This is a genomic window from Nonomuraea sp. NPDC049152 (assembly GCF_040648355.1).
GTDB lineage: Bacteria > Actinomycetota > Actinomycetes > Streptosporangiales > Streptosporangiaceae > Nonomuraea.
Window position 1 is genome coordinate 199,688 of sequence record NZ_JBEZDO010000017.1, and the last position, 25,831, is coordinate 225,518.

The following is a 25,831-nucleotide window of genomic DNA, read 5'->3' on the forward strand; positions in this document are numbered from 1 at the left end:
ATTTGGTGAGACCGGTCTCCAGTCGCGCGGGACGAGTAGATATCGTGCGAGACATGATTGACCAGGCCATCCCGCGCCACAGTGCCGTCAGCGAGATGCCCGACGAGCTCCGCCGCGACGTGCGGCTGCTCGGCGAGCTGCTGGGCCAGGTGATCGCCGAGCAGGGCGGTCCCGGGCTCCTGGAGGATGTCGAACGCCTGCGCAAAGCGGTCATCGGCGCGCGCCGCCGCGAGGTGTCCCACGAGCAGGTGGAACGCCTCGTGGGCGAGTGGGAGATCGACAGGGCGGTCCAGATCGCTCGGGCGTTCACCTGCTACTTCCACCTGGCCAACCTGGCCGAGGAGCACTACCGCATCCGCACGCTGCGCGAGCGCGACGCCGGTGACGCCGTCCAGCGCGAGTCGCTGGCCTCCGCCGTGGAGGAGCTGGGCAAGGAACGCGTCGCCGAGCTGGTCGAGGGACTCGAACTGCACCCCGTGCTGACCGCGCACCCCACGGAGGCGCGCAGGCGCGCGGTCGTCACCGCCATCCAGCGCGTCAGCGGCCAGCTGACCGAGTACAACATGCCGGGACGCGGCTCCTCCGAGCGGGCGGAGAGCAGGCGCAGGCTGCTGGAGGAGATCGACCTCCTCTGGCGTACGGCCCAGCTGCGCAACACCAAGCTCGACCCGCTCGACGAGGTGCGTACCGCGATGGCCGCCTTCGACGAGACGCTGTTCCGCGTGGTCCCGCAGGTCTACCGCTCGCTCGACGCCGCCCTCGACGAGGGCTCGGGCACCCGCGCGCCGCTGGCCAGGCCGTTCATCCGCTACGGCTCGTGGATCGGCGGCGACCGCGACGGCAATCCCAACGTCACCGCCAAGGTCACCAGGGAGGCCGTCCTCATCCAGGCCGACCACGTGCTGACCGCGCTGGAGACCGCCACCTCCCGCATCGCCCGCACGCTCACCGCGGCCGCCCAGTTCACCCCGCCCTCCGCCGGCCTGCGCAGGGCGCTGGCCGCCGCCCAGGACGCCAACCCCGACCTGGTCTCCGAGCTGGCCACCCGCTCGCCGTCCGAGCCGCACCGGCAGTGGCTGCTGTTCGTCGCCGCCCGCATCGGCGCCACTCGCCGGCGCGACCTCGACCTGGCCTACCGCTCGCCGTCCGACCTGCTGGCCGACCTGCGCCTCGCCCAGTCGTCCCTGGCCGAGGCGGGCGCCGCCAGGCAGGCCTACGGCGAGCTGCAGCACCTCATCTGGCAGGTGGAGACGTTCGGCTTCCACCTGGCCGAGCTCGAGGTGCGCCAGCACTCCCAGGTCCACGCCGCCGCGCTGGAGGAGATCCGCGCCGGCGGGACGCTGTCGGAGCGTACCGAGGAGGTCCTGGCCACGATCAGGGTGATCGCCTGGATCCAGGAGCGCTTCGGCGTCACCGCCTGCTCCCGCTACGTCGTGTCCTTCACCCGCGGCGCCGACGACATCGCCGCCGTCCACGAGCTGGCCTTCCACGCGCTGGGCGAGCGCGCGCCCGTCCTCGACGTGGTGCCGCTCTTCGAGTCGGGCCAGGACCTCGACAACTCGGCCGACGTGCTCGCCGGCATGCTCGACCTGCCCCAGGTGCGGCGCCGCCTGGCCGACAACGACCGCCGTATAGAGGTCATGCTCGGCTACTCCGACTCCGCCAAGGAGCTCGGCCCCGCGGCCGCGACGATGAAGCTGTACGAGGCGCAGGAACGACTGACCGCCTGGGCACTGGCCAACGACATCAAGCTCAGGCTCTTCCACGGCCGCGGCGGCGCGCTCGGCCGCGGCGGCGGCCCCGCCAACAGGGCCGTGCTGGCCCAGGCGCCGGGGTCGGTCGCGGGCCGGTTCAAGGTGACCGAACAGGGTGAGGTCATCTTCGCCCGCTACGGCCACCAGGCCATCGCCCGCCGCCACATGGAGCAGGTCGCCAACGCGGTGCTGCTCGCCTCCTCCCCGGTCGTCGGCGAACGCACCGCGGCCGCTGCCGCCCGCTTCCGCGGCTTGGCCTCGCGGGTGGCCAACGCCTCCGAGCAGGCCTACCGCGCGCTCACCGAGGCCCCCGGCTTCCCCGAGTGGTTCGCCCTGGTCAGCCCGCTGGAGGAGATCGGCTCGCTGCGTCTCGGCTCGCGCCCCGCGCGGCGCGGGCTCGGCGCGCCGCGCTCCCTCGACGACCTGCGCGCCATCCCGTGGGTGTTCGCGTGGGCGCAGACCCGGGTCAACCTGCCCGGCTGGTACGGCCTCGGCAGCGGCCTCGCCTCCGTCGAGGACCTCGGCGAACTGCAGGCGGCCTACAAGGAGTGGCCGCTGTTCGCCTCGCTGCTCGACAACGTCGAGATGTCACTCGCCAAGACCGACCGGTCCATCGCCGCCCGCTACCTCGCCCTCGGCGGCCGGCCCGACTTCGAGGCGCAGGTGCTGGAGGAGTACGACAGGACCAGGCGGCTCGTGCTGCGGGTGACCGGGCACTCCAGGCTGCTGGAGAGCAGGAAGGTGCTCTCGCGGGCCGTACAGCTGCGCGACCCCTACGTGGACGCCCTGTCCCACCTGCAGCTGCGCGCGCTCACCGCGCTGCGGACCACCGAGAACCTCACCGACGACGAACGCGAAAGGCTGTCGACGCTGCTGCTGCTGTCGGTGAACGGCGTCGCCGCCGGATTGCAGAACACAGGTTGATCAGACCCGCTCGCCCCGGCGACCTGCCCACCATTGAGAAGATCGTCGCCGAGGCGTACCAGCCGTGGGCGGAGGTCATCGGCATCCGCCCCAAGCCGATGGACGACGACTACGCCGCGCACCTCGCGGCGGGGCACGTGTTCGTCCTCGACGATCTGCGCGGGCTGATCGTGCTGGTGCCCGAGGACGGCGTGCTGTACGTGGACAACGTGGCGGTCCGGCCCGACCAGCACGGCCAGGGCCTGGGCAGACGACTGCTCGCCTTCGCCGAGGCGCGCGCCGCCGAGCTGGGTCTGCCCGCGCTGCGGCTCATCACCAACGCCAAGATGACCCCGAACATCGCGCTCTACCAGCGGCTCGGCTACACCGTCACCACGGTGGAGCGGATCGGCGAGCGCGAGGTGGTCTTCATGCGCAAGGAGCTCTAGCGCGTCACCTCAGGTTCGTCAGGCCGCGCAGGCCATACTCGATGGGGCCGTAACGGTGGTTGCGCAGCCACCACGCGCTCAGCGCCGCCAGCACCGCGTAGATCAGCACGGCCACGCCCATCACCGCGATCGGCGCGAGCCTGCCGCCGAGCGCCAGGCCGTACCCGGTGAAGACCAGGCACATCAGCACCGACTGGCCGATGTAGTTGGACGCCGCCAGCCGGCCGGGGTTGGACAGCACGGAGCCGACCACGGGGAAGCGCCTGACCAGCTGGAGCAGCGTGACCACGTAGGCGGCGGACAGGAGCGGCGAGGCCACGTCGTTGACCGCGAGGCCGACCAGCTGCCAGGAGCCGTAAGCGGTGTTCGACCAGGTGTAGAACAACGCGGCGGGCAGGCCGATGCCGAAGCCCGCCAGCTGGATGCGCGGCACGAGGTGCGCCCAGCGCTCCCGCTCCTCGAACAGGCGCGACTTGCCCGCCGCCATCCCGAACAGGAACAGCGCCATCGCCATCGGGCCCTGCCCGAGCCAGACGAACAGCGCGAGCATCGGGTAGGTCTCGACCTGGTAGGTGAGGAAGTCCAGCGGGGTGCCGGTGACCAGCGCCTGCGCCCTCGCGGCGGCCGCGTGGTCCACGGCGGGGGCCGTACCCGCGGTGGGGTCGAGCAGGGTCAGCGCCGCCAGCCCCAGCCAGATCACCGTCAGTACGACGATGATCACCGATCCTGTGATGACGGCGGTCCTGGGACGGACGTTGCGCATGGCGAGCAGGATCAGGCCGAGGGCGGCGTAGAGGGTCAGGATGTCGCCGATCCACAGCAGGAAGCCCTGGGCCACACCCAGCGCGAACAGGCCGAGACAGCGGCGCAGCATGCGGCCCTTGACCTTGTCGCCCCACGAGCGCATCTGGAGTGTGAAGGAGTAGCCGAACAGGAAGGAGAAGATCACATAGAACTTCGTGAGGACCAGCGTCATGACGAGGGCGGCGACGGGGCCTTCGGACATCGGCATCGCGCCGTCGCTCGTGGCGTAGCCGGGGTCGGCGAAGAAGCCGATGTTCGCCACCAGGATGCCGGCGAGGGCGAAGCCGCGGACGGCGTCTATCTCGTGGATGCGCCTTGTCGGGGGTGCCACGGTCTGCGTCATGACCTTGACGCTAGAGATCGCTTACGGCCCGCACATCGAACCTCCGACGCTCCCGCATCCGACCAAAGTCGCCTCTTCGATCGTTCTCGGGACCGTCGCGCGCGCCTCTCCCAGCCCCACCACCCGCGAAGACCTCCACCCTCGCCGGCGCCGCTGTAGCGCTCCGGGGCCCTCCACCCCCGAGATCCCCCCACTCCCGAGGGACCTCCGTCCCGGGATTTCCCTCGGGCCGTCGGAGACCGAGGGCGTGTCGTGGCAGGGGAGGCACGCCGAAGACCCCGGGCGCCGGGTGCCCGGGGTCTCGAAGGTTCGGTCAGAGGGCGGCGAAGAACGCCCTGACGTCCTCGACGAACGCCTCGGGCCGCTCCAGCGGCAGGAAGTTCCCGCCCCGCTCCAGCTCCGTCCACCGCACCACCGGCGCGTCCCGCTCGGCGAACCGGCGGATCGTGATGTCGGTGCCCTTGGCCAGCGCCACCCCCGTCGGGACGGTGCTGCGCTCCTTCGGCCCCCACGCGGCGGGGTCGTGCGCGTTCTCGTAGTACAGGTTCGCCGACGAGCCCGCCGTCCCCGTGAACCAGTACAGGCTCACGTTGGTCAGCAGGTTGTCCAGCCCGACCGCGTCCTCGGGCGAAGGCGCCGCCGGGTCGGTCCACTCCTTGAACTTCTCGACGATCCACGCGAGCTGCCCCACCGGCGAGTCGTGCAGCCCGTACGCCACCGTCTGCGGCCTGGTCGACTGCTGGACGTTGAAGCCCATCATGTCGTCGCGGAAGTGCTGCAGCCTGGCCAGCCGTTCCTGCTCGCCCTCGGTCAGTCCCGCGAAGTCCTGCGGATCGTCGGAGGGGAAGGTGACGTACCCGTTGACGTGGGCGCCGATCACGCGCTCAGGGGCCCGGCGGCCCATCTCGACCGCGTACCAGGCGCCGCCGCCCTGGCCCTGCACGCCGTACCTCTCGTAGCCGAGCCGGTCCATCAGCTCGACGAACGCGGCCGAGATCTTGCCGGTGCTCCAGCCGGGGCCGGTCAGCGGCCCGGAGAAGCCGACGCCGGGGACGTTGGGCGCGACGACGTGGAAGTCGCGCGACAGCTCCTCGATCACCTCGACGAACGCCACGAACGAGGCGGGCCAGTCGTGCACGAGCAGCAGCGGCGTGGCGTCCGGGTTGGCCGAGCGGACGTGCGCGAAGTGGATGTTCTGGCCGTCGATCTCGGTGGTGAACTGCGGGAAGCCGTTCAGCCGCGCCTCCTGCGCCCGCCAGTCGAAGCCGTCGGCCCAGTAGGCGGCCAGCTGCTTCAGGTAGTCCACGGGCACCCCGCGGCTCCAGCCCTGGCCGGGGATCTCCCCGCTCCATCGGGTACGGCGCAGCCGCTCGCGCAGGTCGTCGACGTCGGCCTGGGGGATCTCGATGCGGAAGGGGTGAATCATCTCAGGTCCTTTCGGAGAGGCGTCTGCAGGGGTCAGTGCACGAACTCGGTGTCGGTACGGCCCTGCTTGGGCAGCATCAGCCCGACCAGGAACGTAGCCGCGATCATCACGGTCGCCACCGCGAGGGTGATCTCCACGCTGTTCGTGCCGAAGAAGACGGTGCCGAGGACGGCCAGGCCGAGCGCGTTGCCGACCTGCTGGATCGCGGTGAGGGCGCCCGAGGCCGAGCCGGTCTCCCGCGGGTCGACCGCGGCCATCACGATGGTGAAGTAGGGGCCCATGATCAGCCCGCTGCCGAGGCCGGTGAAGGCGAGAGCGGGGGCGAGCTGCCACGGGGTGACGCCGGGCTCGGCGATGACGAGCAGGGCCGACACCGCCAGGCCCATGACGACCGCGCCGGCGAGCAGGACCTTGCGCCCGTACTTCTGGGTGGCCTGCGCGACGCCCATGCCGATGATCATCCCGATGGAGGACGGCACGCCGGTCAGCGCAGCCTTCAGCGGCGAGTAGCCGAGGCCGAGCTGCGTGTAGAGGCCGATCACCAGGAACACGCCGCCGAACGCGGCGAAGTAGATGGCGCCGACGGCCAGACCGGAGACGAACGCGGGCTTGCGGAACAGGGACGGGGCGATCAGCGGGTCGCGGTCGCGGCGCTTCTCGTAGGTGACGAAGGCGGCGAAGGTCGCGGCGGAGGCGGCCATCATCGCGAACGCCCAGATCGGCCAGCCGTACTCGCCGCCCTGGACCAGCGGGAACACGATCAGAACGGTGCCGAGGGAGGCGAGGATCGCGCCGGGCAGGTCGAGCTTGACGCCGCCGGCCGGAGGCGAGGAGGGCAGGAAGCGAGCCGCCGCGAGGACCGCCGCGATGCCGAGCGGGAGGTTGATCAGGAAGATCATCCGCCAGCCGGTGCCGAACAGGTCGGCGCTGACCAGCCAGCCCGCGAGGATCGGGCCGCCGATCGCCGACAGGCCCATGACGGGCCCGAACAGCCCGAACGCCGCCTGAAGCTCCTTCGGCGGGAACATCTCCTTCATCAGCCCGAGCCCCTGCGGGATCATCGCCGCGCCGAACAGGCCCTGCAGGACCCTGGCGGCGATCATCGTCTGGGGCGAGATCGCGACGGCGCAGAGCATCGAGCCGATCGTGAAGCCGGTGACGCCGATCAGGAACATCCGCTTGCGTCCCACGATGTCACCCAGCCTGCCGCCGGTCAGCAGGCCCGCGGTCATGGCCAGGGTGTAGGCGGCGCCGAGCCACTGGATCAGCGAGGTGCCGCCGCCGAGCTCGGTCCGCATGGTGGGGCCCGCGATGTGGGTGACGGTGGCGTCGAGCAGCTCCATCACGGAGCCGGCGAGGATCACGAACAGCGCGGGCCAGCGCCAGCGGTAGGCGACTGGCTGCTGAGGGATCGTCACCACGGGACGGGTGTCGAGGGCGGTCATCGCAGGCCTCCTGCATCGGAACGGCTTGTTCTGTTCCAGAATAGCAGAACGGAATGATTCATTCCATAGTTTCGCGCAGAGAAGTGGCGCCACAGGCCGGATGGGATCGCATGCGAACGGCCCGGCATCGTGAGCACGATGCCGGGCCGTTGACCGCTTTCGTCAGACGTGTGCCTTGACCCGGAACTCCTGGTCGGTGCCGCAGGACGGGCCGTTCGGACCGCCGATGCGAACAGAGCTGAAGAAGTCGCGGTAGGTGATGAAGAAGTTGCCCTTGCCGCCCGGGGTGGTCACGGCCGAACAACCGCCGAAGTCGGCTTCGGAGTAGAGGTGGATGTAGGAACCGGTCCGGTTCCAGTCGGACTTGGCCCGGTCGTCCATGTTCAACACGGCCAGGTCCGGCGCGTTCGCCTGGAGCTCGATGATGTCGCCCGTGCCATCGAGACCCGAGAACATGCAGTAGTAGCCGGCATGGCAACGGTCGTAGCCAACGGCGGCATGGGCGGGAGCGGTCGGCAGGATGGACAGCGCAACGGCCGCGATCGGTAACGCCAGCATGTGAAGCTTCTTGTCCACTACCTCTCCTTTAATGAAACTTTTCTTCGACGGACTTTACGAAGATACATGACTCGATCTTGCTGGTGAAGAGGCCGTGAACGGCTAGAGGGTGATGCGTTCCCTGCCCGCGTAGACGTTGCACCGCTCGTCGCGCAGGAACCCGACCAGCGTCATCCCGAACTCCCTGGCCAGATCGACCGCCAGCGACGACGGCGCCGACACCGCGCAGACCATCGGGATGCCCGCGGCCAGCGCCTTCTGCATGATCTCGTAGCTGGCCCTGCCGCTGACCATCAGTACGTGCCCGGCGAGCGTCTTCTGGTTCAGTGACGCCCACCCGACCAGCTTGTCGACCGCGTTGTGCCTGCCGACGTCCTCTCTGAGCGCCACCAGCGCGCCGTCCGCCGTGAACAGCCCCGCCGCGTGCAGGCCGCCGGTCTTGCCGAAGCCGCCCTGAGCCTCCCTCAGCCGGTACGGCATGCCGTACAGGATCTCGGGGGTGATCGACAGCTCGCCCGGAGGGAGGGGATGGCAGCGGCCGCGCAGCGTGTCAAGGCTGGCCGAGCCGCAGACCCCGCACGCGCTGGAGGTGACGAAGTGCCGGTCGAGGGCGGGCAGGTCGGGGAGCGGGCCGTCCAGCGCGACCGTGACCGTGTTGTAGCGGGCCTCCAGCGTCACGTCCTCGTCGGTGCAGTAGCCGATGGCCTTGATCCCGCCCGGCCTGGCCAGTCCCTCGCCGTGCAGGAACCCGGCTGCCAGCTCGAAGTCGTGACCCGGCGTGCGCATGGTGATGGCCACGGTCCTGCGCTCGCCGCCCGGAGCGGTGACACGGATCTCCATGGGCTCTTCGGTGGCCAGGTAGTCCCGTCGATCTCTGGCGACTTTTCCAGAGATTTCGGTGATCTGGGCGCGCGTGGTCGGGGTTGTCACCTTTCGTACCCTACTTTCGCAAACTCCGCAGCACCGCCGCGTCCGCTCATGCCTTCATCTTCCTCCTGACGGAAGCCCTGAACGGTGACCCGCGCGAAGACCCTGCCATCCCCCCGTCCTCCAGGAAGACGCATCCCCGCGGGCCGCCCGGCACCTCTCCGCGAGACCTCAGGAAACGAAGCCCCCTGCCCTTCAAGGAGACGTCAGCCGGCCGCCGATCGGTGCCTCTTCGGCGGCCTCAGGAGGCGGGGACCTCGGGTGGGGGTTTGGGTCGGCCGAATCGGGCGCGATGAGGGGTCAATCTGGGAGAAGATGGTGAGGTGTCCGATTCTCGCTTCGCCGATCTCGACCGCCCGCCGCTGAACCAGGCGGCGCTCGCCCGCGCCCTGGTCAGGCCGGGCGGCCTGTGGACGGACCTCACCGTCGTGGACCGTACCGGATCCACCAACGCGGACCTCGCCCAGCAGGCCAGAGCGGGTGCGAGGGAGGGGTCGGTGCTGATCGCCGAGGCCCAGTTCGCGGGCCGCGGCAGGCTGGGCCGCATTTGGAACGCGCCACCCCGCTCAGGGCTCACCTTCTCCGTGCTGCTGCGCCCCCAGGTGCCGCCCGACCGCCAGGGCTGGCTGCCGCTGCTGTTCGGGGTGGCCGCGGCCTCCGCCGTACGGCGTGTCGCGGAGCTGGACGTCAGGCTGAAGTGGCCGAACGACCTGCTGGTCGGCGAGAGGAAGCTGGCAGGCATCCTGGCCGAGCGGGTCGAGAACGGCGCGGTCGTCGTCGGCATGGGGTTGAACGTCACGCTCCGCACCCCCGAGCTGCCCACCGACGCCGCCACCTCGATCGCCATCGAGCTCGAGGGCGCGGAGGCCGACCCCGACCCCGACCGCGAGCGCCCGCAAGGCACTGACAGGGACCCGCTGATCAAGGCCATCCTGCGCGAGATCGAGAGCCACTACCGCGAGTGGACGGCGGCCGACGGCGACGCCGACGCCTCGGGCCTGCGCGCCGCCTACCAGGCTTCGAGCGCCACGATCGGCCGCGAGGTGCGGGTGGAGCTGCCGGGCGAGCGGCTGCTGACCGGCATGGCGACGGGCATCGACCCGTCGGGGCATCTCCAGGTCGCGGGGCAGACCCTCAGCGCGGGCGACGTGGTCCACGTTCGTCCTTCTTCGTAGCGTTCGACGAGGGGTCCGTGCCACGATTTCTGCCATGACTCTCCCGGATCATCACCTGACTCAGGGCGAACGGCGCATCAGGTCGTTCCACCCGCACTGGAAGCGGCTCGTCGGGCCCGCGCTCGCGCTCGTCCTCATCCTCGCCGCCACCGGCGCGGGGCTGTACCTGATCCCGGGCGACTGGGAGTTCGCGCTGTACGGCAGGGCCGCGGTCGTCGTGATCGCGGTCATCCTGCTGACGATCTGGTCGTTCGTCCCCTACCTGCAGTGGAAGAACACCGGCTACGTGCTCACCACGCACCGCTTCACGATCAGCACGGGCGTGCTGAACAAGTCGACCGACGAGATCCCCCTCACCAAGGTCAACTCGGTGAGCTCCGACCAGTCCTTCGCCGAGCGGATGCTGGGCTGCGGCACGCTGACCGTCGAGTCGGCCAGCGAACAGGGCCAGCTGGCCCTCCGCGACATCCCCAAGATCCAGGACGTGCGGGCCGACCTGTTCCGCGCGGTCGAGGACGTCTCCGACGGCGACGTCGACGGAAGGTAGTCGTCACGACGATGAGGCCGACGGCGGAGGAGATCGAGCGGCTGCTGGTCGGCACCACGGCCCGCTACACCAGGGAGCAGGTCGCCGCGGCGGCGGGGGTGTCGCAGGAGCTCGCCGAACGGATCTGGCGCGCTCTGGGGTTCGCGACGCACGCCGACGACGCGGTGGCGTTCTCCGACGCGGACGTGGCCGCGCTGGGCAGGGTCCGCAAGATGCTCGACGGCGGGCTGCTGGACGAGCCCACGGTCATCCGCCTGGCCAGGGCGCTCGGACAGACCACCGCGAGGCTCGCCCAATGGCAGGCCGAGATCATGATCGGGGCGATGCTGCCGAGCGAGGAGCCGTCCGACGGCGACCTCGCCAGGATCCTGGAGACGTCACAGCAGCTGCTGCCCGACTTCGAGCACGTGCTCGTCCACGTCTGGCGGGCCCAGCTCGCCGCCGCGGGGACCCGCCTGCTCGCAATGGCCGACATCAACGACGAGCGGGTGCCGACCCGCGTGTCGATCGCGGTGGGATTCGCCGACCTGGTCTCCTTCACCAGGAGGTCGAGGGAGCTGTCGGAGCGGGAGCTCGCCGAGCTCGTGGAGGGATTCGAGTCGCGCGCCTCCGACGTGGTCGCCGCCCACGGCGCCAGGCTGGTCAAGACGCTGGGCGACGAGGTGCTGTTCACCGCGCCCACCCAGGCACAGGCCGCCGCGATCGCGCTCGACCTCATCGAGACGGGCGAGCTGCGCATCGGCATGGCCTACGGTCCCGTGCTGCCGATGATGGGCGACGTGTTCGGCACGACCGTCAACCTGGCCGCCAGGCTGACCGCCATCGCCCGGCCTGGCACGATCATCATCGACGCGGAGCTGGCCGAGGGGCTGGCCGGCAAGGACTTCGATCTGCACAAGATCCGCCGCCGACCTGCGAGGGGTCTCGGCGTGGTGCAGCCGTATGTCTTGCGGAGATCATCGTCTTGAGCAGATGATGAGCGGCATGCCGTACGAAGTCCAGGGCGTCATCGCCCGAGGTAAGGGCCAGGAAGTCTCCGTCGAGACCGTACTCGTGCCGGACCCGGGACCGGGCGAGGCGGTCGTGGCCGTGAAGGCGTGCGGCGTCTGCCACACCGACCTCCACTACCGGGAGGGCGGGATCAACGACGACTTCCCGTTCCTGCTCGGCCACGAGGCGGCCGGCGTCGTCGAGGCGGTCGGCGAAGGGGTCACCGGCCTCGCGCCGGGCGACTACGTGATCCTCAACTGGCGTGCGGTCTGCGGCAACTGCCGCGCCTGCCTGCGCGGGCGGCCCTGGTACTGCTTCGCCACCCACAACGCCACGCAGAAGATGACGTTGAAGGACGGCACCGAGCTCAGCCCCGCGCTTGGCATCGGCGCGTTCATCGAGAAGACGCTGGTCGCGGCGGGCCAGTGCACCAAGGTCTCCCCCGACGCCCCGCCCGAGGTCGCGGGCCTGCTCGGCTGCGGCGTGATGGCGGGCCTCGGCGCCGCGCTCAACACGGGCAACGTCTCGCGCGGCGACACCGTGGCCGTCATCGGCTGCGGCGGCGTCGGCGACGCGGCCATCCTCGGCGCCTCGCTCGCGGGCGCCGTCAAGATCATCGCGGTGGACGTCGACGACCGCAAGCTGACCTGGGCCCGCGACTTCGGCGCCACCGACGTCGTGAACTCGAGCGCGGAGGACCCCGTCGCCGCCATCCGCGCGCTGACCGGCGGGTTCGGCGCCGACGTCGTCATCGAGGCGGTCGGCCGCCCCGAGACCTACGAGCAGGCCTTCTACGCCAGGGACCTGGCGGGCGTCGTCGTCCTCGTGGGAGTGCCCACGCCGGCCATGCGGCTGGAGCTGCCCCTGCTGGACGTCTTCGGCCGCGGCGGCGCGCTCAAGTCCTCCTGGTACGGCGACTGCCTGCCCTCCCGCGACTTCCCCATGCTGATCGACCTCTTCCTGCAGGGCAGGCTTCCGCTCGACAAGTTCGTGTCGGAGACGATCCCGCTCGGCCAGGTCGAGGAGGCCTTCGCCAGGATGCACAGGGGCGAGGTCCTGCGCTCGGTGGTGACGCTGTGATCGACAGGGTCGTCACCTCGGGCACGTTCTCCCTCGACGGCGGCACATGGGACGTCGACAACAACGTCTGGCTGGTCGGCGACGCGCGCTCGGTGATCGTCATCGACGCCGCCCACTCGGCGGAGAAGATCGCCGAGCGGGTGGGCGGCAGGACCGTCACCGCGATCGTGTGCACCCACGCGCACAACGACCACATCAACGCCGCCTCCGCGCTGTCGGAGCTGACCGGCGCGCCGATCCTGCTGCACCCCGCGGATCAGGTGCTGTGGGAGATGGAGTACGGCGACGCGGTGCCGTACACGCCGCTGGAGGACGGCCAGAGGCTGGCGGCGGGCGGCGTGGAGCTCCAGGTCATCCACACCCCTGGTCACGCGCCGGGTGCGGTGTGCCTCTACGCGCCCGAGCTCTGCGCGGTCTTCACCGGCGACACGCTGTTCCAGGGCGGCCCTGGCGCCACGGGCCGGTCGTTCTCCTCCAGGGAGACGCTCGTCGAGTCGATCAGGACCAGGCTGCTGCCGCTGCCGAAGGAGACCGTCGTCCACACCGGTCACGGCGACTCCACCACCATCGGCGCGGAGAGCTCCTCCTTCTAGGAGCCCGCGTCCGCCTCCGGAGGTAGCGGCACCGCCATCCGGAGGCGCAGTGCCGCCGTGGGAACGTGCGCCCGCGGGCGGATGCGCGCGCGGCGCCCGGCCGGAGATCCTTGACGGGAAGGGCCGAGCATCCCTGTAGGAGAGATGTCCTCCTATGGGTGTTTTATGCCTGTGTCGCACTACACATAGGCAAGCCTTACCAACGTGGGTTACATTAGGTGTGCCTAACCTTATGGCTCCGTCTTCTGCGAGAGGTTTGTCCCCCGATGTACGTATGCGTCTGCCGCGCCGTGACCGAGAACGAGGTCCACGACTGCATCGCCGCGGGCGCCAAGAGCGCACGGCAGATCCGCGACACCACGGGCGCCGGGGCGGACTGTGCCACTTGCGTACGTAAGATCTGTGCGATCCTGAAGCGGTCCGAGGACCTGATTCCGACCGCATAGCACGAGGAGCCCAGTTCAATGCAGGGCGACAAGCAGATCATCGAGCTGCTCAACGAGCAGCTGACCGCGGAGCTCACCGCTATCAACCAGTACTTCCTCCACGCGAAGATGCAGGAGAACTGGGGCTACACCAGACTGGCCAAGCACACGCGCGACGAGTCCATCGACGAGATGCGCCACGCCGAGCGGCTCACGGATCGCATTCTTTTTCTCGAAGGACTGCCCAACTACCAGCGGCTCGGCACCCTCCACATCGGCCAGACCGTCGAGGAGCAGCTCAGAGCCGACCTCGAGGTCGAGTTGAGCGTGGTCGACCGGCTCAAGCCGGGCATCAAGCTGATGCGCGAGAAGGGCGACACGACCTCCGCCCGCCTCTTCGAGGACATCCTCGAGGACGAGGAGCACCACATCGACTACCTGGAGACCGAGCTGGGGCTCATCCAGAGCCTGGGCGAGCAGCTGTACCTCGCCCGCTACGCCGAGCCGACCTCCGACTAGCAAAACGTGGCCCGCCCGCCGTGACATCCGTCCCGGCGGGCGTTTCGCTGTCCGGACGGCGAAGCCGTTCGGCGAAACGGGCGATTCTCGGGCGACGTGGCGGCGAGAACCGGAGCCCCGCCGGAGTGTCGTGCTTGGACGGCGGTCTGCGATGACCATGGCGCGCAGACGGGGGCTTGCCCTAGCAGAGGAAAGAGCGGACGCTGAGGGCCGGGTAATGTGTGGGGCATTAAATTCGCACTAGCCCTCATTTATCAGCGTTTGCCCAGGTCAATAGATAGGTCAAACGCGAGTCAAACCGCGCGCTGTGCCCGGGAAACGATCGCCTAAGGTCCTACGATCGCTTCATGACCTGCGTACTTCTCGCCGAGGATGACACCTCGATTTCCGAGCCACTCGCGCGCGCCCTGCGCCGCGAGGGCTACCAGGTTGAGGTGAGCCCCGACGGCCCGCAGGCCCTCGAGAGGGCTCTGTCGGGAGGCATCGACCTCATCGTTCTCGACCTAGGCCTACCCGAGATGGATGGCCTCGAGGTCGCCCGCCGGATCCGTGCCGAAGGGCACGGCACGCCGGTGCTCATCCTCACCGCACGCGTCGACGAGGTCGACACCGTCGTCGGTCTCGACGCCGGTGCCGACGACTACGTCACCAAGCCGTTCCGCCTGGCCGAACTCCTCGCTCGCGTCAGAGCGCTGCTCAGGCGCGGCACCTCAGAGACCCCGGTGGTCCAGGGCGTCCGCATCGACGCCGACTCCCGTCGCGCCTGGATGGGGGAGAAGGAGCTCCACCTGACGACCAAGGAGTTCGACCTGCTACGCGTCCTCGTGCGTGACGCCGGCAAGGTGGTCACCCGCGAACAGATCATGCGCGAGGTATGGGACACCAACTGGTGGGGTTCCACCAAGACCCTCGACATGCACATCTCCTGGCTCAGGCGCAAGCTCGGCGACGACGCCGCCAAGCCGCGCTACATCACCACCGTCAGGGGAGTCGGCTTCCGATTCGAGCGAGAGTAGGTCAGTGCGCCGCCGCCTGCTCTCCTCCACCCTGGTCGTCGCGGTCATCGCCGTCCTCCTGCTCGGGGTGCCCCTGGGCGTGGTGGTCAGCCGACTGATCGTCGAGGACGCCAACCAGCAGCTGAGGGCGGAGGCGACCCGCCTCGTGGGTGAGGTGGAATACGCCCGTATCCAGGAGACACCACTCGATCCGCAACAGCTGGCACAGAAGTACCCGGACCGATACATCCAGATCTATGTGAACGGCAACCCGCCGACGGCTACCGTCGTCGGCGTCTCCCCGCCGTCCGGCCACTCCATGCACGAGGAGGCCAAGTCGGACAGCGGCATCTACGTCAGGGTGAGCCGCGACAAGGATCAGGTCGAGCGGGACGTCCGCGCTCGCCTGCTCCTCATCGTGGCGCTGGCCGCCGCGGCTCTCGCGGTCGCGGTGGGTCTCGCCATCGTGCAGTCCCGCCGGCTCACCCTCCCCCTACTGGACCTGGCCAAGATCGCTGATCGGCTGGGCTCGGGGGATGCCCGGCCCAGCAAACACCGTTACGGCATCCCCGAACTCGACCGCGTCGCCGAGGTGCTCGACCGCAGCGCCACCCGCATCGCCGACCTGCTCACGCGCGAGCGCGAGTTCGCCACCGACGCCTCCCACCAGCTGCGCACCCCCCTGACCGGGCTCACTATGCGCCTGGAGGAGATCGTCGCCGCCTCCGACGAGCCCGCGATCGTCCGAGAGGAGGGCGAGGCCGCCATCGTCCAGGCCGAACGCCTCACCGCGGTCATCGACGAACTCCTCGCCGCCGCCCGCCGCCAGCGCATCGCCCAGGCCGAGCCGATCTCCGTCGACGAGGTCCTCGTCCAGCAGGTCACCGAGTGGGAGCCCGCCTTCCGCCGCGCGGGCCGTTCCCTGTCCCTCGGCGGAGCCCGCGGCCTCAAGGCCCTGGCCACCGGCGGTGGCCTCGGCCAGGTCATCGCGTCCCTCCTGGAGAACTCCATCCAGCACGGCGGCGGCGCCGTCTCCGTGTCGACGAGCAGCAGCGACAACTACATCGTCATCGAGGTGGCCGACGAAGGGCCCGGCATCTCCGACGAGATCGCCCCCAAGGTCTTCGAACGCAACGTGAGCGGGGGCGGCGGCACCGGCCTCGGCCTCACGCTCGCCCGCGCGCTGGCCGCCGCCGACGGCGGGCGGCTCGAACTCGTGCGCCGCCGTCCCGCGGTGTTCGCCATCTTCCTGCGCCCGGCCGACAACGCGAGCCGCCGCGTGGTGACCGGCCCCGCCTGAACCGTCACCGGTAGGGGTCGGTGATCTCGCGGAGGCGGGTGAGAGCCCGGCGAAGGTGGCCGGCGTCCCGCTTGCCGAGGTGCCGTGTCCACTCGGACTCGACCTCGGCCTCGACGACCTTGGCGACCACGCCGGCCGCGTGGCCGCGAGCGGCGACCCGCACCAGCCTGGCCCTCGCGTCGGTCGGATCCTGCACCCGTTCCACGTAGCCGGCTTTCTCGAGCTGATCGACGAGGAACGTGGTCGTCTGCTTGCTCACCCTGGCCTGCTCGGCCAGGTCGCTCACGCGCGTGCCGTTCGGCCCGATCCGCTGGAACACCCGGCCCTGGGCGGGGGTGATGTCGTCGAAGCCGGCCCTGGCCAGGGCCTCCATGACTCTGGTCTCCATGGCGCGGTAGGGGATGAAGCACAGCACGCCGAGGTTGAGCTCGTCCTCAGACACGGAAACCCCCTTGACGTTGGACAGATTATCGAACCAAAATGGTTCCAACATCGTACCAAGTTGGCGGACGGCGGGAGGCCGGGATGGACCGCGACGAGGTGTGGCAGGCGATCGACCACGAACGGTCCGGCCTCGCGGACCTCTTCGACGAGCTGTCCGAGGAGGAGTGGGCGACACCGAGCCTGTGCGAGGGCTGGCGGGTGCGCGACGTCGCGGCTCACCTGACGCTCGCCCACATCGGCCTGCTCACTGCGGTACTCGCGATGCTGAGGGCTCGTGGAGACATGAACCGCATGATCCACGACACCGCCGTACGGCAGGCCGAGCTGCCCGTACGGCAGTACGGCGTCCTGCTGCGGGAGATGGTCGGATCGCGCAGGAAGGCTCCCGTCATCAGCGACCTCGAACCGCTCATCGACGTCCTCGTGCACGGGCAGGACATCGCGATCCCGCTGGGCAGGGACCGGACCATGCCCGCCGGGCCCGCTGCCGCCGCCGCGACCCGGGTCTGGACGATGGGAGGGCCCTTCCACGCGCAGCGGAAGCTGGAAGGGCTCGAACTCGTCGCCACCGACTGCTCCTGGTCCGTGGGGCGGGGGCTTCGAGTGGAGGGAACCATCGGGGCGATCCTGCTGCTGCTGGCCGAGCGGCGGGCCGCCCTCTCACAGCTGTCCGGCCCCGGCCTGGCCGACCTTCAGTCTCGCCTGACCCCAGCCGTCCAGCTGTAGTCCCGCCCGACCTTCGATCCCGCCCGATCCCAGTCGTCCAGCGGCAGCCCCGCCCGATCTTCGCTCCCGCTTGGCCTCAACCGTCCAGCGGTAGTTCCGGGCCGCGTCGGGGACGGGCGGCCTCGGACCGTCGACGGCGCGGCCGGAGGTCGCGATCCGCCGACACGACCGGGCCCATGCCGGTCCGAACGAAGGCTCGCTGGTCAGTGCCTGGGGGAGGAGACGGCCTCGGGGAGGCCGGTGGACGGCTCGACCGGCGGGTCTTCGGGGGCCAGGAAGACCCACCGCTTGTACGACCAGAACCGGAACAGCGTGCCGAACCCCACACCGATGATCTTGGCGATGTTGTAGCTGAGCGGGTCGTACAGGCCGAGGGTGTAGGTCGTGAACCCGATGAAGATCAGCGCGATCAGCAGCCCGATCCCGTTGAGCAGGAAGAACAGCGCGTACTCCCTGGCCAGCCCGCTCTGCTCCCTGTGCCGGAACGTCCAGAAGCGGTTGCCCACGTACGCGAACGTGGCCGAGATGCAGGTGGCCAGCACCGCCGAGAACAGCGCGCCCCAGCCGAACCCGAACCGGAAGAGGTTCGTCGCGCCCATGTCGAGGAGGAAGGCGATGCCGCCGATCGTCCCGAACTTCGCCAGTTCGTGAACCATCTGAACGAACCGCTTGTAGGCGCGTTTGAGGAACTCCACGTCTCCTGCACGGTCCTTTCCGGCTTCGCCTGCCGCACCCTCCAACCAGGTCCGACGCCACCAGGTTACCGGCCAGGGGGACGACCGGGCGCGAAGACCCTCCGAAGCCGCCCGGTGCGTCACGCATTGCACACGCTCAACCGGCATTTCTAGAAATATCGTCTTGTGACGGGTAAAGCGGCTCGATGGCCGTTACGCTGACGCGCAGGTCGCGGGGTCGGGGGGCTCGCGATGGACGGCCGTCACCCTGGGTGACCTGTGCCGGGGCTCCGCGAGGGGCCGGGCGGAGCGCCGTCCCATCCGCATCCGATCGGGCGGCTGAGCACGCCGGACGGAGTACGCGCTGGGCGGTCGTGCTGTGAGGCGACCCGGAACGACCGCCCAGCTCTCCCCGGTATGAACGTGCGACGTGACGGCGGGAGGCGAAGCCCCGCTGGAGTGGCGTGGGAGGACGGGCGGCCACCGGTGACCTCGGTGGGCTTTCGGGGGCCTGCCGTATCGTCGCAGGCGTCACAAATCCATCCACCGGATGGAAGCGGCGCGCCTGCCGGTATGCTTCGGGCACGTGAGCAGCACCTCTTCGCATGTCGGCCCCGTGGTGGGCGTTGTCGGGGCGGGCCAGTTGGCCCGCATGATGCAGCAGGCGGCCATCCCGCTCGGCATCGAGCTGCGGGTCCTCGCCAACACCCCGGACGAGAGCGCCGCCAAGGTGATCGTCGACACCAGGCTGGGCGACTACCGCGACCTCACGGTCCTGCGCGATTTCGCCTCCGGCTGTGACGCCGTCACCTTCGACCACGAGCACGTTCCCACCGAGCACATCAGGGCGCTGGCCGCCGAGGGCGTCGAGGCGCATCCAGGAGCCGACGCGCTGGTCCACGCCCAGGACAAGGCCGAGATGCGCAGGCGGCTGACCGAGTTCGGCGCGCCGTGCCCCGCGTGGCGGACCGTGGAGAAGGTCGCCGACGTCGAGGAGTTCGGCGCGGAGAACGGCTGGCCCGTCGTGCTGAAGGCGATCAGGGGTGGCTACGACGGCCGCGGTGTCTGGGTGTGCGACGACGCGGCCCAGGCCGCCGACGTGGTCGCGACCGGTGTCCCGCTGATGGCCGAGGCGTTCGTTCCCTTCCAGCGCGAGCTGGCCGTGCTGGTCGCCCGCTCACCCCACGGCCAGGGCGTCAGCTACCCGGTGGTGGAGACCGTCCAGGAGAACGGCATCTGCGTCGAGGTCCTGGCCCCCGCGCCCGGCCTCGACCCCGAGGACGCCGCCCAGGCCCAGCGCATCGCGCTGAAGATCGCCGACGAGCTGGGCGTGACCGGGCTGCTGGCGGTGGAGATGTTCGAGACCGCCGACGGGCTCGTGGTCAACGAGCTGGCCATGCGCCCCCACAACAGCGGCCACTGGACCATCGAGGGCGCCCGCACCTCCCAGTTCGAGCAGCACCTGCGCGCGGTGCTCGACCTGCCGCTCGGTTCGCCCTCCCTGGCCGCTCCGTACGTCGTCATGGCCAACCTCCTCGGCGGCGACGACCCCGCCATCTTCAAGCGCTACGAGCACGTGATGGCCCACGACCCGGGCGTCAAGGTGCACTTCTACGGCAAGGAGGTGCGGCCGGGGCGCAAGATCGGCCACGTGACCGTGCTCGGCGCCGACCTCGACGACGCCAGGGCCCGTGCCAGGCACGCGGCCGTCTACCTCACCACAGGGGAGTACACATGATCGGCATCGTGATGGGCAGCGACTCCGACTGGCCGGTCATGAAGCTGGCGGCGGAGGCGGTGGCCGAGTTCGGCGTGCCGTTCGAGGCCGACGTGGTCTCCGCGCACCGCATGCCGACCGAGATGATCGAGTACGGCAGGCACGCCGCGGCCCGCGGCCTCAAGGTGATCATCGCGGGCGCCGGTGGCGCGGCGCACCTGCCCGGCATGCTGGCCTCGGTCACCCCGCTGCCGGTGATCGGCGTGCCCGTGCCGCTGAAGTACCTCGACGGCATGGACTCCCTGCTGTCCATCGTGCAGATGCCCGCGGGCGTGCCCGTGGCGACGGTCGCCGTCGGCGGGGCGCGCAACGCGGGGCTGCTGGCCGTCCGCATCCTCGCCGCCTCCGACGAGGGGTTGCTCCGGCGCATGGAGGCCTTCCAGGAGACGCTACGCGACCAGGCCCACGCCAAGGGCGAGAAGCTGCGCGCCGAGGCGGCCGAGCTGGGGCTGCCGGCCCACCGCCCGTAGCCGGCGGCGGCTACGGGCGGCCGAGGGCGCGGTAGTGCCAGCCCGCAGAGCGCCAGGCCTCGGAGTTCAGCGCGTTACGCCCGTCGACGATCTTGCGGGTGGCGACCGCGGCGCCCAGCTCCTCCGGGTCCAGCTCCACGAACTCCTGCCACTCGGTCAGCAGCAGCACCACGTGCGCGCCACGAACCGCGTCGAGCGCCGAGATGCCGTAGGAGAGCTCGGGATGCGCCTTGCGCGCGTTGTCCAGCGCGATCGGGTCGTAGACGGTGACCTGCCCGCCCTGCTGCCCGATCGTCACGGCGACGTCGAGCGCGGGGGAGTCGCGGATGTCGTCCGAGTTCGGCTTGAACGCCGCGCCCAGCACGCCGACCGTGCACCCGCGGAACGAGCCGCCCGCCAGCTCCCTCGCCAGGTCCACCATCCGCGCCCGTCGGCGCATGTTGATCGCGTCGACCTCGCGCAGGAACGTCAGCGCCTGGTCGGCGCCCAGCTCGCCCGCCCGCGCCATGAACGCGCGGATGTCCTTGGGCAGGCACCCGCCGCCGAACCCGAGACCGGGGTTGAGGAAGCGCCCGCCGATCCTGTCGTCGAACGACAGCGCTCTAGACAGCTGCTGAACGTCCGCGTGAGATGCCTCACAGACCTCGGCCATCGCGTTGATGAAGGAGATCTTGGTGGCGAGGAACGCGTTCGCCGCGCTCTTGACCAGCTCGGACGTCGGGTAGTCGGTCACCACCATCGGAATGTCGCCGAGCGGCTCGTAGACCTCGCGCAGGATCTTCTCCGCCTGCTCGGAGGCGACGCCGATCACGATGCGGTCGGGCTTGAGCGTGTCCTGGACGGCGAAGCCCTCGCGCAGGAACTCGGGGTTCCACGCCAGCTCGGCCGACGCGTTGACCGGAGCCAGCCGCGCGAGTTTGGCGGCCAGGCGGGCCGCGGTGCCGACGGGGACCGTCGACTTGCCGACGACCAGACACTCCCTCTCGAGGTACGGCGCGAGCGACTCGACGGCCGCGTCGAGGTAGGAGATGTCCGCGGCGTACTCACCCTGCTTCTGCGGCGTGCCCAGGCACAGGAAATGGACGTCACCGAACGCGGCCGCCTCCTCGTAGGAGGTGGTGAAGCGAAGCCGTCCCGACGCGAGCCCTCGCCTCAGGATCTCTTCCAGTCCGGGTTCGTGGATCGGCAGCTCACCGCTCTGCAATCGACGGACCTTGTCGGCGTCCACGTCGAGGCCGAGAACCTCGAACCCCAGGTCGGCCATGCAGGCCGCGTGAGTGATGCCCAGATACCCGGTTCCGATCACCGTAAGGCGATATGGCACGAGTGAGCTCCTTTCATCGCCAAGGCATGTTACCGGTCTCCGTAAGTTCCACTGTGCCACCTGGGTAAACCGCGAAATCGTACCGGCTGGTAACAAGATGCTTGGACGTCCTAGTATTCGGGTATGACCTACGCCCTCACCGAGGAGCACGAGATGCTCCGCGAGACCGTCCGCGCCCTCGCCGATGAGAAGATCGCGCCGCGCGCCGCCGAGGCCGACGAGCGGGAGGAGTTCCCGTGGGACGTCTACAAGTCGCTCGTGGCCGCTGACCTGCACGCGATCCACGTCCCCGAGGAGTACGGCGGTGCGGGAGGCGACGCGCTCGCCGCGGTCATCGTCATCGAGGAGGTCGCCCGCGCCTGCGCCTCCTCCTCGCTGATCCCCGCCGTGAACAAGCTCGGCACCGTCCCCCTCCTCCTGTCGGCGTCGGAGGAGCTGAAGGCGCGCTACCTCGCGCCGGTCGCCACGGGCGAGGCGATGTTCTCCTACGCGCTGTCCGAGCCCGAGGCCGGATCCGACGCGGCCGCCATGAAGACCCGTGCGGTCCTCGACGGTGACCACTACGTCCTCAACGGCGTCAAGATGTGGATCACCAATGCGGGCGTCTCCGAGTACTACACGGTCATGGCCGTCACCGACCCCTCCGCGGGCGGTCGCGGCATCTCCGCCTTCGTCGTGGAAAAGTCTGACGAAGGCGTCTCCTTCGGGCCCAAGGAGAAGAAGCTCGGCATCAAGGCATCGCCGACGCGCCAGGTCATCCTCGAGGACGTCCGCATCCCGGCATCCCGCATGATCGGCGCCCCAGGGACGGGCTTCAAGACCGCCCTGGCGACCCTCGACCACACCCGGATCACGATCGCCGCCCAGGCGCTGGGCATCGCCCAGGGAGCGCTCGACTACGCGATCGGGTACGTGAAGGAGCGGAAGCAGTTCGGCAAGGCGATCGCCGAGTTCCAGGGACTGCAGTTCATGATCGCGGACATGGGCATGAAGCTGGAGGCGGCTCGGCAGCTGACCTACCACGCCGCGGCCAAGTCGGAGCTGGCGATGCACGGCCGACCCCAGAAGGACCTTACGTTCCTGTCGAGCGCCGCGAAGTGCGCCGCATCGGACGCCGCTATGGAAATCACGACCGACGCGGTGCAACTGCTCGGCGGGTACGGCTACACGCGCGAGTTCCCCGTCGAGCGCATGATGCGCGACGCCAAGATCACCCAGATCTACGAGGGCACCAACCAGATCCAGCGCATGGTGATGGCGAGGCAGCTTCTGAAGTAGGGTGATGACCTGCGAAAACCCGGTCTCTACGGTGAGGGGGGCCGGGTTTCGCGCGTTCAGAAGGATCTTGAACTATCCCTCTGTTCCGTGGCTGTTCCGTGATCTTGGCGCTGGAGCAATGAGCTGTCACGATGACACCTTGTGGACATCGACGGCTTCTGGGACCTGATCGAACGTTCCGGCAGGGAAACCGACACCAGGCGTGCGCGTGTGGCGTGGCTGGAGAGGCACCTGTCCGGTCTGTCCGCCGAAGAGATCGTCGACTACGACACCTTCTGGACGATCACCACCAACCGCGCCTGCACGTGGGACATGTATGCGCTCTTCTGCATCGTGTTCGACGGCCCCTCGACCGACGGCTTCGAGTACTTCGTGAACTGGCTGGTGAGTCTTGGTCGCGAGACCTTCGAGATGGTGGTCGACCGCCCTGATCGCGTCGTCGAGTTGCCAGAGGTCGAGCATCTCAGGGAGTTGCAGCGATCCTTCTTCCGTGGCTATCGCCGTACATGGCGGTCGGAGGATGGGGCATTTCGTCTGGTGCGGATCGCCCTGCGGCGGCGCGAGATTTGGCCTGGGGAGGTTTATCCCGGGTACGAGGCGCTCGGCTACGTGACATTCGACCCTTACCTCAAAGTCACCGGATTCGAGACAGATCACCTGGGTGAGGCCGTACGAGCCCGAGGAGTCATCGGCAAGTTCCCTTTCGTCACCGTCAACGATGAGCCCGACGGCGAGGAATGGGACTTCGGCGACGAAGCGGAAATCGCGCGCCGTCTCCCTCTTGTTGCACGCCGCTACGACAGCTCCTGAGGCCTCGTGCAGCGACTCGCGCTCTTCGACCTGGACAACACACTCATAGATCTGGATGCCGCCTTCAGGGTCTGGATCGTCGAGTTCGCCGATCAGCACCGGCTGCCGCACGGGGCGACCGACTGGCTGGTCTCTCTGGACCGCGACGGACTTCCCCATCGCGAGGAGTTCTTCGCCAAGGTACGCGGGGAATTCGGCCTCCCTGAGCCTGTCGACGTGCTGTGGGGTGCCTACCGTCGACGCATGCCTCATCTCGTTCGATGTCGAACCGAGGTCCTGAACGGTCTCGTGCGTCTACGCGGGGCTGGTTGGAAGGTGGGAATCGTCACCAACGGAACGGCGGACAACCAGCTCGGGAAGATCCAGCGCACAGGCCTGATCGACGTTGTGGACGCGTATGCCTTGTCCGGCCTCGAAGGTGTCCGTAAACCTGAGCGAGGCTTGTTCGAGATCGCCGCTCGGCGGTGCGGCGCGAGTCTCGAGGAAGGCGGGTGGATGGTCGGTGACCGTCTCGACGCCGACATCACAGGTGGCCGCGCCGCCGGACTCCGAACGATCTGGATCAACCGTGACGGCAGCGCGAGCGAGCATAAGGAAGCGGACCACGTCGTCACTGACGTGGTCCGCGCGATGGAGATCTTGCGAGAGAGCTAGGCCATGGCCTCCGTGCTGGTGGTGGTAGGCCGAGGCTTGAACAGTCTGCTGTCGATCGCGTGCCTGGCGCGGTCATGAGAGCCAGGCATCATGTGGGCGTAGACGCGAAGCGTGAAGGACGGGTCCGCGTGGCCGAGGTACTCCGCCAGCTCTCTGACCGAGACGCCGCCGGCCAGCATGACGCTTGCGTAGTAATGGCGAAGCTGGTGGATGCCTTCTTTGCGAGTCGTGGTGAAGCGGCTGCGCTGACGAGCGTCCTTCGTGGGCGATGGGATCACTCCGGCGGCTACCAAGGCGGGCTTCCAGACGAGTTCGCTGTAGGACCGCGCCCGGACGAACTGGTCATCCGTCCACCGGAACAGCAGGTTGTGAGTACGAGGCTTCCCGTTGGGCTTCTCCCACGGCAGGGTGCACAGCAGGGGTGGATGCTTGGCAACGTGTGCCCGAATCGCAGCCGCGGCCCACGCGGGGAGCGGGGCCGTACGCTCCCGGTCGTTCTTCGGCAGCGCGAAGACGTGCTTGTCTCCCAGTTTCTTGATCTGCCGCCGAATGCGAACGGTCTGCTCGTCGAAGTCGATGTCCTCCAACGCCAGCCCGAACAGCTCCCCCTGCCGCAGACCACATGCCGCAGCGATGATCGGAAGGGCACGCAGGAACTCCGGATGAGCGTCGATCATCGCGTGCACGCGCTCGTCAGGCCACGCGGTGACCTCCTCTCCCACTCTCTTGGGAACCTGGACGATCGATGACTTTGCGGGGTTCTTCCGGATCGCGTCATCAGCCACGGCGAGCTCCAGGACCCCTTGCAGGACCAGGAACGAGGTCTGAACCGTGGAGCTCTCGAAGCGCTCGCTCAGTTCGCTGACCCAGCGCTGGATATCGGACGGCTTGATGCCCTTCACTTGGCGGCGGCCGAAGGCCGGAGCGACGTGGAGGCGATAGATGTACTCGTAGCGGATCTTCGTCGACGGAGGGTCTGGCACGAATTCCGTGAAGGGGCGGGCTCAGTCGGCGAGTAGGACGCGTTTGCGCAGTAGGTCGGGGTTGGCTCGTCCATACATCTGTCGCTTGAGCATCTTGATGCGGTTGACGTGTCCCTCGACCGGGCCGGAGCTGTAGGGCAGGGTCAGACCCGCGCGGGCTGCGTCGAGATCACGGCGCAGGCCCGTGATGAAGGAGCGCAGTTCGGGTAGGTCGTCGGCGTCGGCTGTGGCCATCCAGCGTTCGAGGTGGTGGCCGTGCCGGTTGACCATCATGTCGGCGAAGTTGCGGACGTGGTCGTAGAGCCTGGCCAGGGGTGGGCAGGCGGTGGTGAGTGCGTCCAGGTGTCGTTGCTCGTCGGTGGTGAGGGTGGCGGGGTTGCGCAGCAGCCATCCGGTGGCTTGCCGCACCGTGGGCGGGGCTGGGAGCGGCGGTTGCCTGGTGGTGTCCGAGCGCCAGG

At 69.2% G+C, this 25,831-nt stretch carries 27 protein-coding genes; 17 read left to right on the plus strand and 10 right to left on the minus strand.

Going from position 1 to position 25,831, the window contains the following annotated elements:
• Positions 1-53: 53 nt before the first annotated feature.
• Positions 54-2,678 carry a phosphoenolpyruvate carboxylase gene (locus tag AB0B45_RS29040; protein WP_358136739.1) on the plus strand — a complete coding sequence of 875 codons (2,625 nt, stop codon included), beginning with the start codon at positions 54-56 and terminating at the stop codon, positions 2,676-2,678.
• A complete protein-coding gene (locus AB0B45_RS29045; RefSeq protein WP_358136742.1) occupies positions 2,675-3,106 on the plus strand; it encodes a GNAT family N-acetyltransferase in 432 nt (143 codons plus the stop codon). Before AB0B45_RS29040 ends, AB0B45_RS29045 begins: the two co-directional genes overlap by 4 nt.
• Before the next feature lie 4 nt (positions 3,107-3,110).
• On the opposite strand, the gene AB0B45_RS29050 is transcribed toward AB0B45_RS29045, so the two are convergent.
• From AB0B45_RS29050 to fdhD, 5 genes are all read right to left on the minus strand, one after another.
• A complete protein-coding gene (locus tag AB0B45_RS29050; RefSeq protein ID WP_358136744.1) occupies positions 3,111-4,253 on the minus strand; it encodes a DUF418 domain-containing protein in 1,143 nt (380 codons plus the stop codon).
• 313 nt (positions 4,254-4,566) lie between these two features.
• Positions 4,567-5,679, minus strand: a complete 1,113-nt coding sequence (locus tag AB0B45_RS29055; RefSeq protein ID WP_358136746.1) for an epoxide hydrolase family protein — start codon at positions 5,677-5,679, stop codon at positions 4,567-4,569.
• 32 nt (positions 5,680-5,711) lie between these two features.
• Positions 5,712-7,124: an MFS transporter gene (locus AB0B45_RS29060; RefSeq protein ID WP_358136748.1), complete on the minus strand. Its 1,413-nt coding sequence runs from the start codon at positions 7,122-7,124 to the stop codon at positions 5,712-5,714.
• A gap of 162 nt (positions 7,125-7,286) precedes the next feature.
• Positions 7,287-7,700, minus strand: coding sequence for a peptidase inhibitor family I36 protein (locus tag AB0B45_RS29065; RefSeq protein WP_358136750.1), 414 nt, complete (start codon positions 7,698-7,700; stop codon positions 7,287-7,289).
• An 84-nt stretch (positions 7,701-7,784) separates the two neighbouring features.
• The gene (gene fdhD, locus AB0B45_RS29070; protein ID WP_358136753.1) at positions 7,785-8,612 is read right to left on the minus strand and encodes a formate dehydrogenase accessory sulfurtransferase FdhD; all 828 of its coding nucleotides are present in this window, start codon (positions 8,610-8,612) and stop codon (positions 7,785-7,787) included.
• Between the two features lie 320 nt (positions 8,613-8,932).
• Here fdhD and AB0B45_RS29075 point away from each other — a divergent pair, with 320 nt between their 5' ends.
• The 9 genes from AB0B45_RS29075 (at position 8,933) to AB0B45_RS29115 (ending at position 16,233) form a co-directional block, all read left to right on the plus strand.
• Positions 8,933-9,784, plus strand: a complete 852-nt coding sequence (locus tag AB0B45_RS29075; RefSeq protein WP_358136755.1) for a biotin--[acetyl-CoA-carboxylase] ligase — start codon at positions 8,933-8,935, stop codon at positions 9,782-9,784.
• Between the two features lie 34 nt (positions 9,785-9,818).
• Positions 9,819-10,331, plus strand: a complete 513-nt coding sequence (locus tag AB0B45_RS29080) for a PH domain-containing protein (protein ID WP_358136758.1) — start codon at positions 9,819-9,821, stop codon at positions 10,329-10,331.
• Between the two features lie 11 nt (positions 10,332-10,342).
• Entirely contained in the window at positions 10,343-11,299 is a 957-nt protein-coding gene (locus AB0B45_RS29085; protein ID WP_358136761.1) for an adenylate/guanylate cyclase domain-containing protein, read from the plus strand.
• Positions 11,300-11,315: 16 nt separating this feature from the next.
• Positions 11,316-12,401, plus strand: a complete 1,086-nt coding sequence (locus AB0B45_RS29090; RefSeq protein ID WP_358136764.1) for an S-(hydroxymethyl)mycothiol dehydrogenase — start codon at positions 11,316-11,318, stop codon at positions 12,399-12,401.
• Positions 12,398-12,994, plus strand: coding sequence for an MBL fold metallo-hydrolase (locus tag AB0B45_RS29095; protein ID WP_358136767.1), 597 nt, complete (start codon positions 12,398-12,400; stop codon positions 12,992-12,994). Before AB0B45_RS29090 ends, AB0B45_RS29095 begins: the two co-directional genes overlap by 4 nt.
• Before the next feature lie 266 nt (positions 12,995-13,260).
• On the plus strand, positions 13,261-13,440 hold the full coding sequence (locus AB0B45_RS29100) for a (2Fe-2S)-binding protein (RefSeq protein ID WP_358136770.1): 180 nt from the start codon (positions 13,261-13,263) through the stop codon (positions 13,438-13,440).
• An 18-nt stretch (positions 13,441-13,458) separates the two neighbouring features.
• Positions 13,459-13,938, plus strand: a complete 480-nt coding sequence (gene bfr / locus AB0B45_RS29105; protein WP_358136771.1) for a bacterioferritin — start codon at positions 13,459-13,461, stop codon at positions 13,936-13,938.
• Between the two features lie 347 nt (positions 13,939-14,285).
• The gene (locus tag AB0B45_RS29110; RefSeq protein ID WP_043620820.1) at positions 14,286-14,954 is read left to right on the plus strand and encodes a response regulator transcription factor; all 669 of its coding nucleotides are present in this window, start codon (positions 14,286-14,288) and stop codon (positions 14,952-14,954) included.
• 4 nt (positions 14,955-14,958) lie between these two features.
• Complete coding sequence (locus tag AB0B45_RS29115) at positions 14,959-16,233, plus strand: ATP-binding protein (protein WP_358136774.1); 1,275 nt, start codon at positions 14,959-14,961, stop codon at positions 16,231-16,233.
• Between the two features lie 4 nt (positions 16,234-16,237).
• On the opposite strand, the gene AB0B45_RS29120 is transcribed toward AB0B45_RS29115, so the two are convergent.
• Complete coding sequence (locus AB0B45_RS29120) at positions 16,238-16,675, minus strand: MarR family transcriptional regulator (RefSeq protein WP_358136776.1); 438 nt, start codon at positions 16,673-16,675, stop codon at positions 16,238-16,240.
• Positions 16,676-16,758: 83 nt separating this feature from the next.
• Between AB0B45_RS29120 and AB0B45_RS29125 the strand changes: the two genes are divergently transcribed.
• Positions 16,759-17,403, plus strand: coding sequence for a maleylpyruvate isomerase family mycothiol-dependent enzyme (locus tag AB0B45_RS29125; RefSeq protein ID WP_358136779.1), 645 nt, complete (start codon positions 16,759-16,761; stop codon positions 17,401-17,403).
• Positions 17,404-17,606: 203 nt separating this feature from the next.
• Here AB0B45_RS29125 and AB0B45_RS29130 read toward each other — a convergent pair whose 3' ends face one another.
• Positions 17,607-18,098 carry a GtrA family protein gene (locus AB0B45_RS29130; protein WP_358136781.1) on the minus strand — a complete coding sequence of 164 codons (492 nt, stop codon included), beginning with the start codon at positions 18,096-18,098 and terminating at the stop codon, positions 17,607-17,609.
• A gap of 565 nt (positions 18,099-18,663) precedes the next feature.
• Here AB0B45_RS29130 and AB0B45_RS29135 point away from each other — a divergent pair.
• Positions 18,664-19,815: a 5-(carboxyamino)imidazole ribonucleotide synthase gene (locus AB0B45_RS29135; protein WP_358136783.1), complete on the plus strand. Its 1,152-nt coding sequence runs from the start codon at positions 18,664-18,666 to the stop codon at positions 19,813-19,815.
• A complete protein-coding gene (gene purE / locus AB0B45_RS29140) occupies positions 19,812-20,324 on the plus strand; it encodes a 5-(carboxyamino)imidazole ribonucleotide mutase (RefSeq protein WP_358136785.1) in 513 nt (170 codons plus the stop codon). The genes AB0B45_RS29135 and purE overlap by 4 nt, the downstream gene beginning before the upstream one ends.
• 10 nt (positions 20,325-20,334) lie before the next feature.
• Here the strand turns inward: purE and AB0B45_RS29145 are convergent, their stop codons facing one another.
• Positions 20,335-21,648, minus strand: a complete 1,314-nt coding sequence (locus AB0B45_RS29145; protein ID WP_358136788.1) for a UDP-glucose/GDP-mannose dehydrogenase family protein — start codon at positions 21,646-21,648, stop codon at positions 20,335-20,337.
• 123 nt (positions 21,649-21,771) lie between these two features.
• On the opposite strand from AB0B45_RS29145, the gene AB0B45_RS29150 reads away from it, so the two are divergent.
• The 3 genes from AB0B45_RS29150 (at position 21,772) to AB0B45_RS29160 (ending at position 24,390) form a co-directional block, all read left to right on the plus strand.
• Positions 21,772-22,926 carry an acyl-CoA dehydrogenase family protein gene (locus AB0B45_RS29150; protein ID WP_358136791.1) on the plus strand — a complete coding sequence of 385 codons (1,155 nt, stop codon included), beginning with the start codon at positions 21,772-21,774 and terminating at the stop codon, positions 22,924-22,926.
• Positions 22,927-23,067: 141 nt separating this feature from the next.
• Positions 23,068-23,736: a DUF4240 domain-containing protein gene (locus AB0B45_RS29155; RefSeq protein WP_358136793.1), complete on the plus strand. Its 669-nt coding sequence runs from the start codon at positions 23,068-23,070 to the stop codon at positions 23,734-23,736.
• A 6-nt stretch (positions 23,737-23,742) separates the two neighbouring features.
• Positions 23,743-24,390 carry an HAD-IA family hydrolase gene (locus AB0B45_RS29160; protein WP_358136795.1) on the plus strand — a complete coding sequence of 216 codons (648 nt, stop codon included), beginning with the start codon at positions 23,743-23,745 and terminating at the stop codon, positions 24,388-24,390.
• Here AB0B45_RS29160 and AB0B45_RS29165 read toward each other — a convergent pair.
• Together AB0B45_RS29165 and AB0B45_RS29170 are read right to left on the minus strand one after the other, a co-directional pair.
• Positions 24,387-25,373 (minus strand): site-specific integrase, encoded by a 987-nt coding sequence (locus tag AB0B45_RS29165; protein WP_358136797.1) that lies wholly within the window; start codon positions 25,371-25,373, stop codon positions 24,387-24,389. The two genes, AB0B45_RS29160 and AB0B45_RS29165, sit on opposite strands and share 4 nt — an antisense overlap.
• A 21-nt stretch (positions 25,374-25,394) precedes the next feature.
• The coding region (locus AB0B45_RS29170; protein WP_358136799.1) for a transposase at positions 25,395-25,831 on the minus strand (437 nt) is incomplete at its 5' end.

Bases quoted from the DNA above. Each gene is read 5' to 3' on its own strand.
- AB0B45_RS29100 (WP_358136770.1), top strand. From the start codon at position 13,261: ATGTACGTATGCGTCTGCCGCGCCGTGACCGAGAACGAGGTCCACGAC.
- AB0B45_RS29060 (WP_358136748.1), bottom strand. From the start codon at position 7,124: ATGACCGCCCTCGACACCCGTCCCGTGGTGACGATCCCTCAGCAGCCA.
- AB0B45_RS29125 (WP_358136779.1), top strand. From the start codon at position 16,759: ATGGACCGCGACGAGGTGTGGCAGGCGATCGACCACGAACGGTCCGGC.
- AB0B45_RS29080 (WP_358136758.1), top strand. From the start codon at position 9,819: ATGACTCTCCCGGATCATCACCTGACTCAGGGCGAACGGCGCATCAGG.
- AB0B45_RS29090 (WP_358136764.1), top strand. From the start codon at position 11,316: ATGCCGTACGAAGTCCAGGGCGTCATCGCCCGAGGTAAGGGCCAGGAA.
- bfr (WP_358136771.1), top strand. From the start codon at position 13,459: ATGCAGGGCGACAAGCAGATCATCGAGCTGCTCAACGAGCAGCTGACC.
- AB0B45_RS29110 (WP_043620820.1), top strand. From the start codon at position 14,286: ATGACCTGCGTACTTCTCGCCGAGGATGACACCTCGATTTCCGAGCCA.
- AB0B45_RS29150 (WP_358136791.1), top strand. From the start codon at position 21,772: ATGACCTACGCCCTCACCGAGGAGCACGAGATGCTCCGCGAGACCGTC.
- AB0B45_RS29085 (WP_358136761.1), top strand. From the start codon at position 10,343: ATGAGGCCGACGGCGGAGGAGATCGAGCGGCTGCTGGTCGGCACCACG.
- AB0B45_RS29040 (WP_358136739.1), top strand. From the start codon at position 54: ATGATTGACCAGGCCATCCCGCGCCACAGTGCCGTCAGCGAGATGCCC.
- purE (WP_358136785.1), top strand. From the start codon at position 19,812: ATGATCGGCATCGTGATGGGCAGCGACTCCGACTGGCCGGTCATGAAG.
- AB0B45_RS29050 (WP_358136744.1), bottom strand. From the start codon at position 4,253: ATGACGCAGACCGTGGCACCCCCGACAAGGCGCATCCACGAGATAGAC.
- AB0B45_RS29055 (WP_358136746.1), bottom strand. From the start codon at position 5,679: ATGATTCACCCCTTCCGCATCGAGATCCCCCAGGCCGACGTCGACGAC.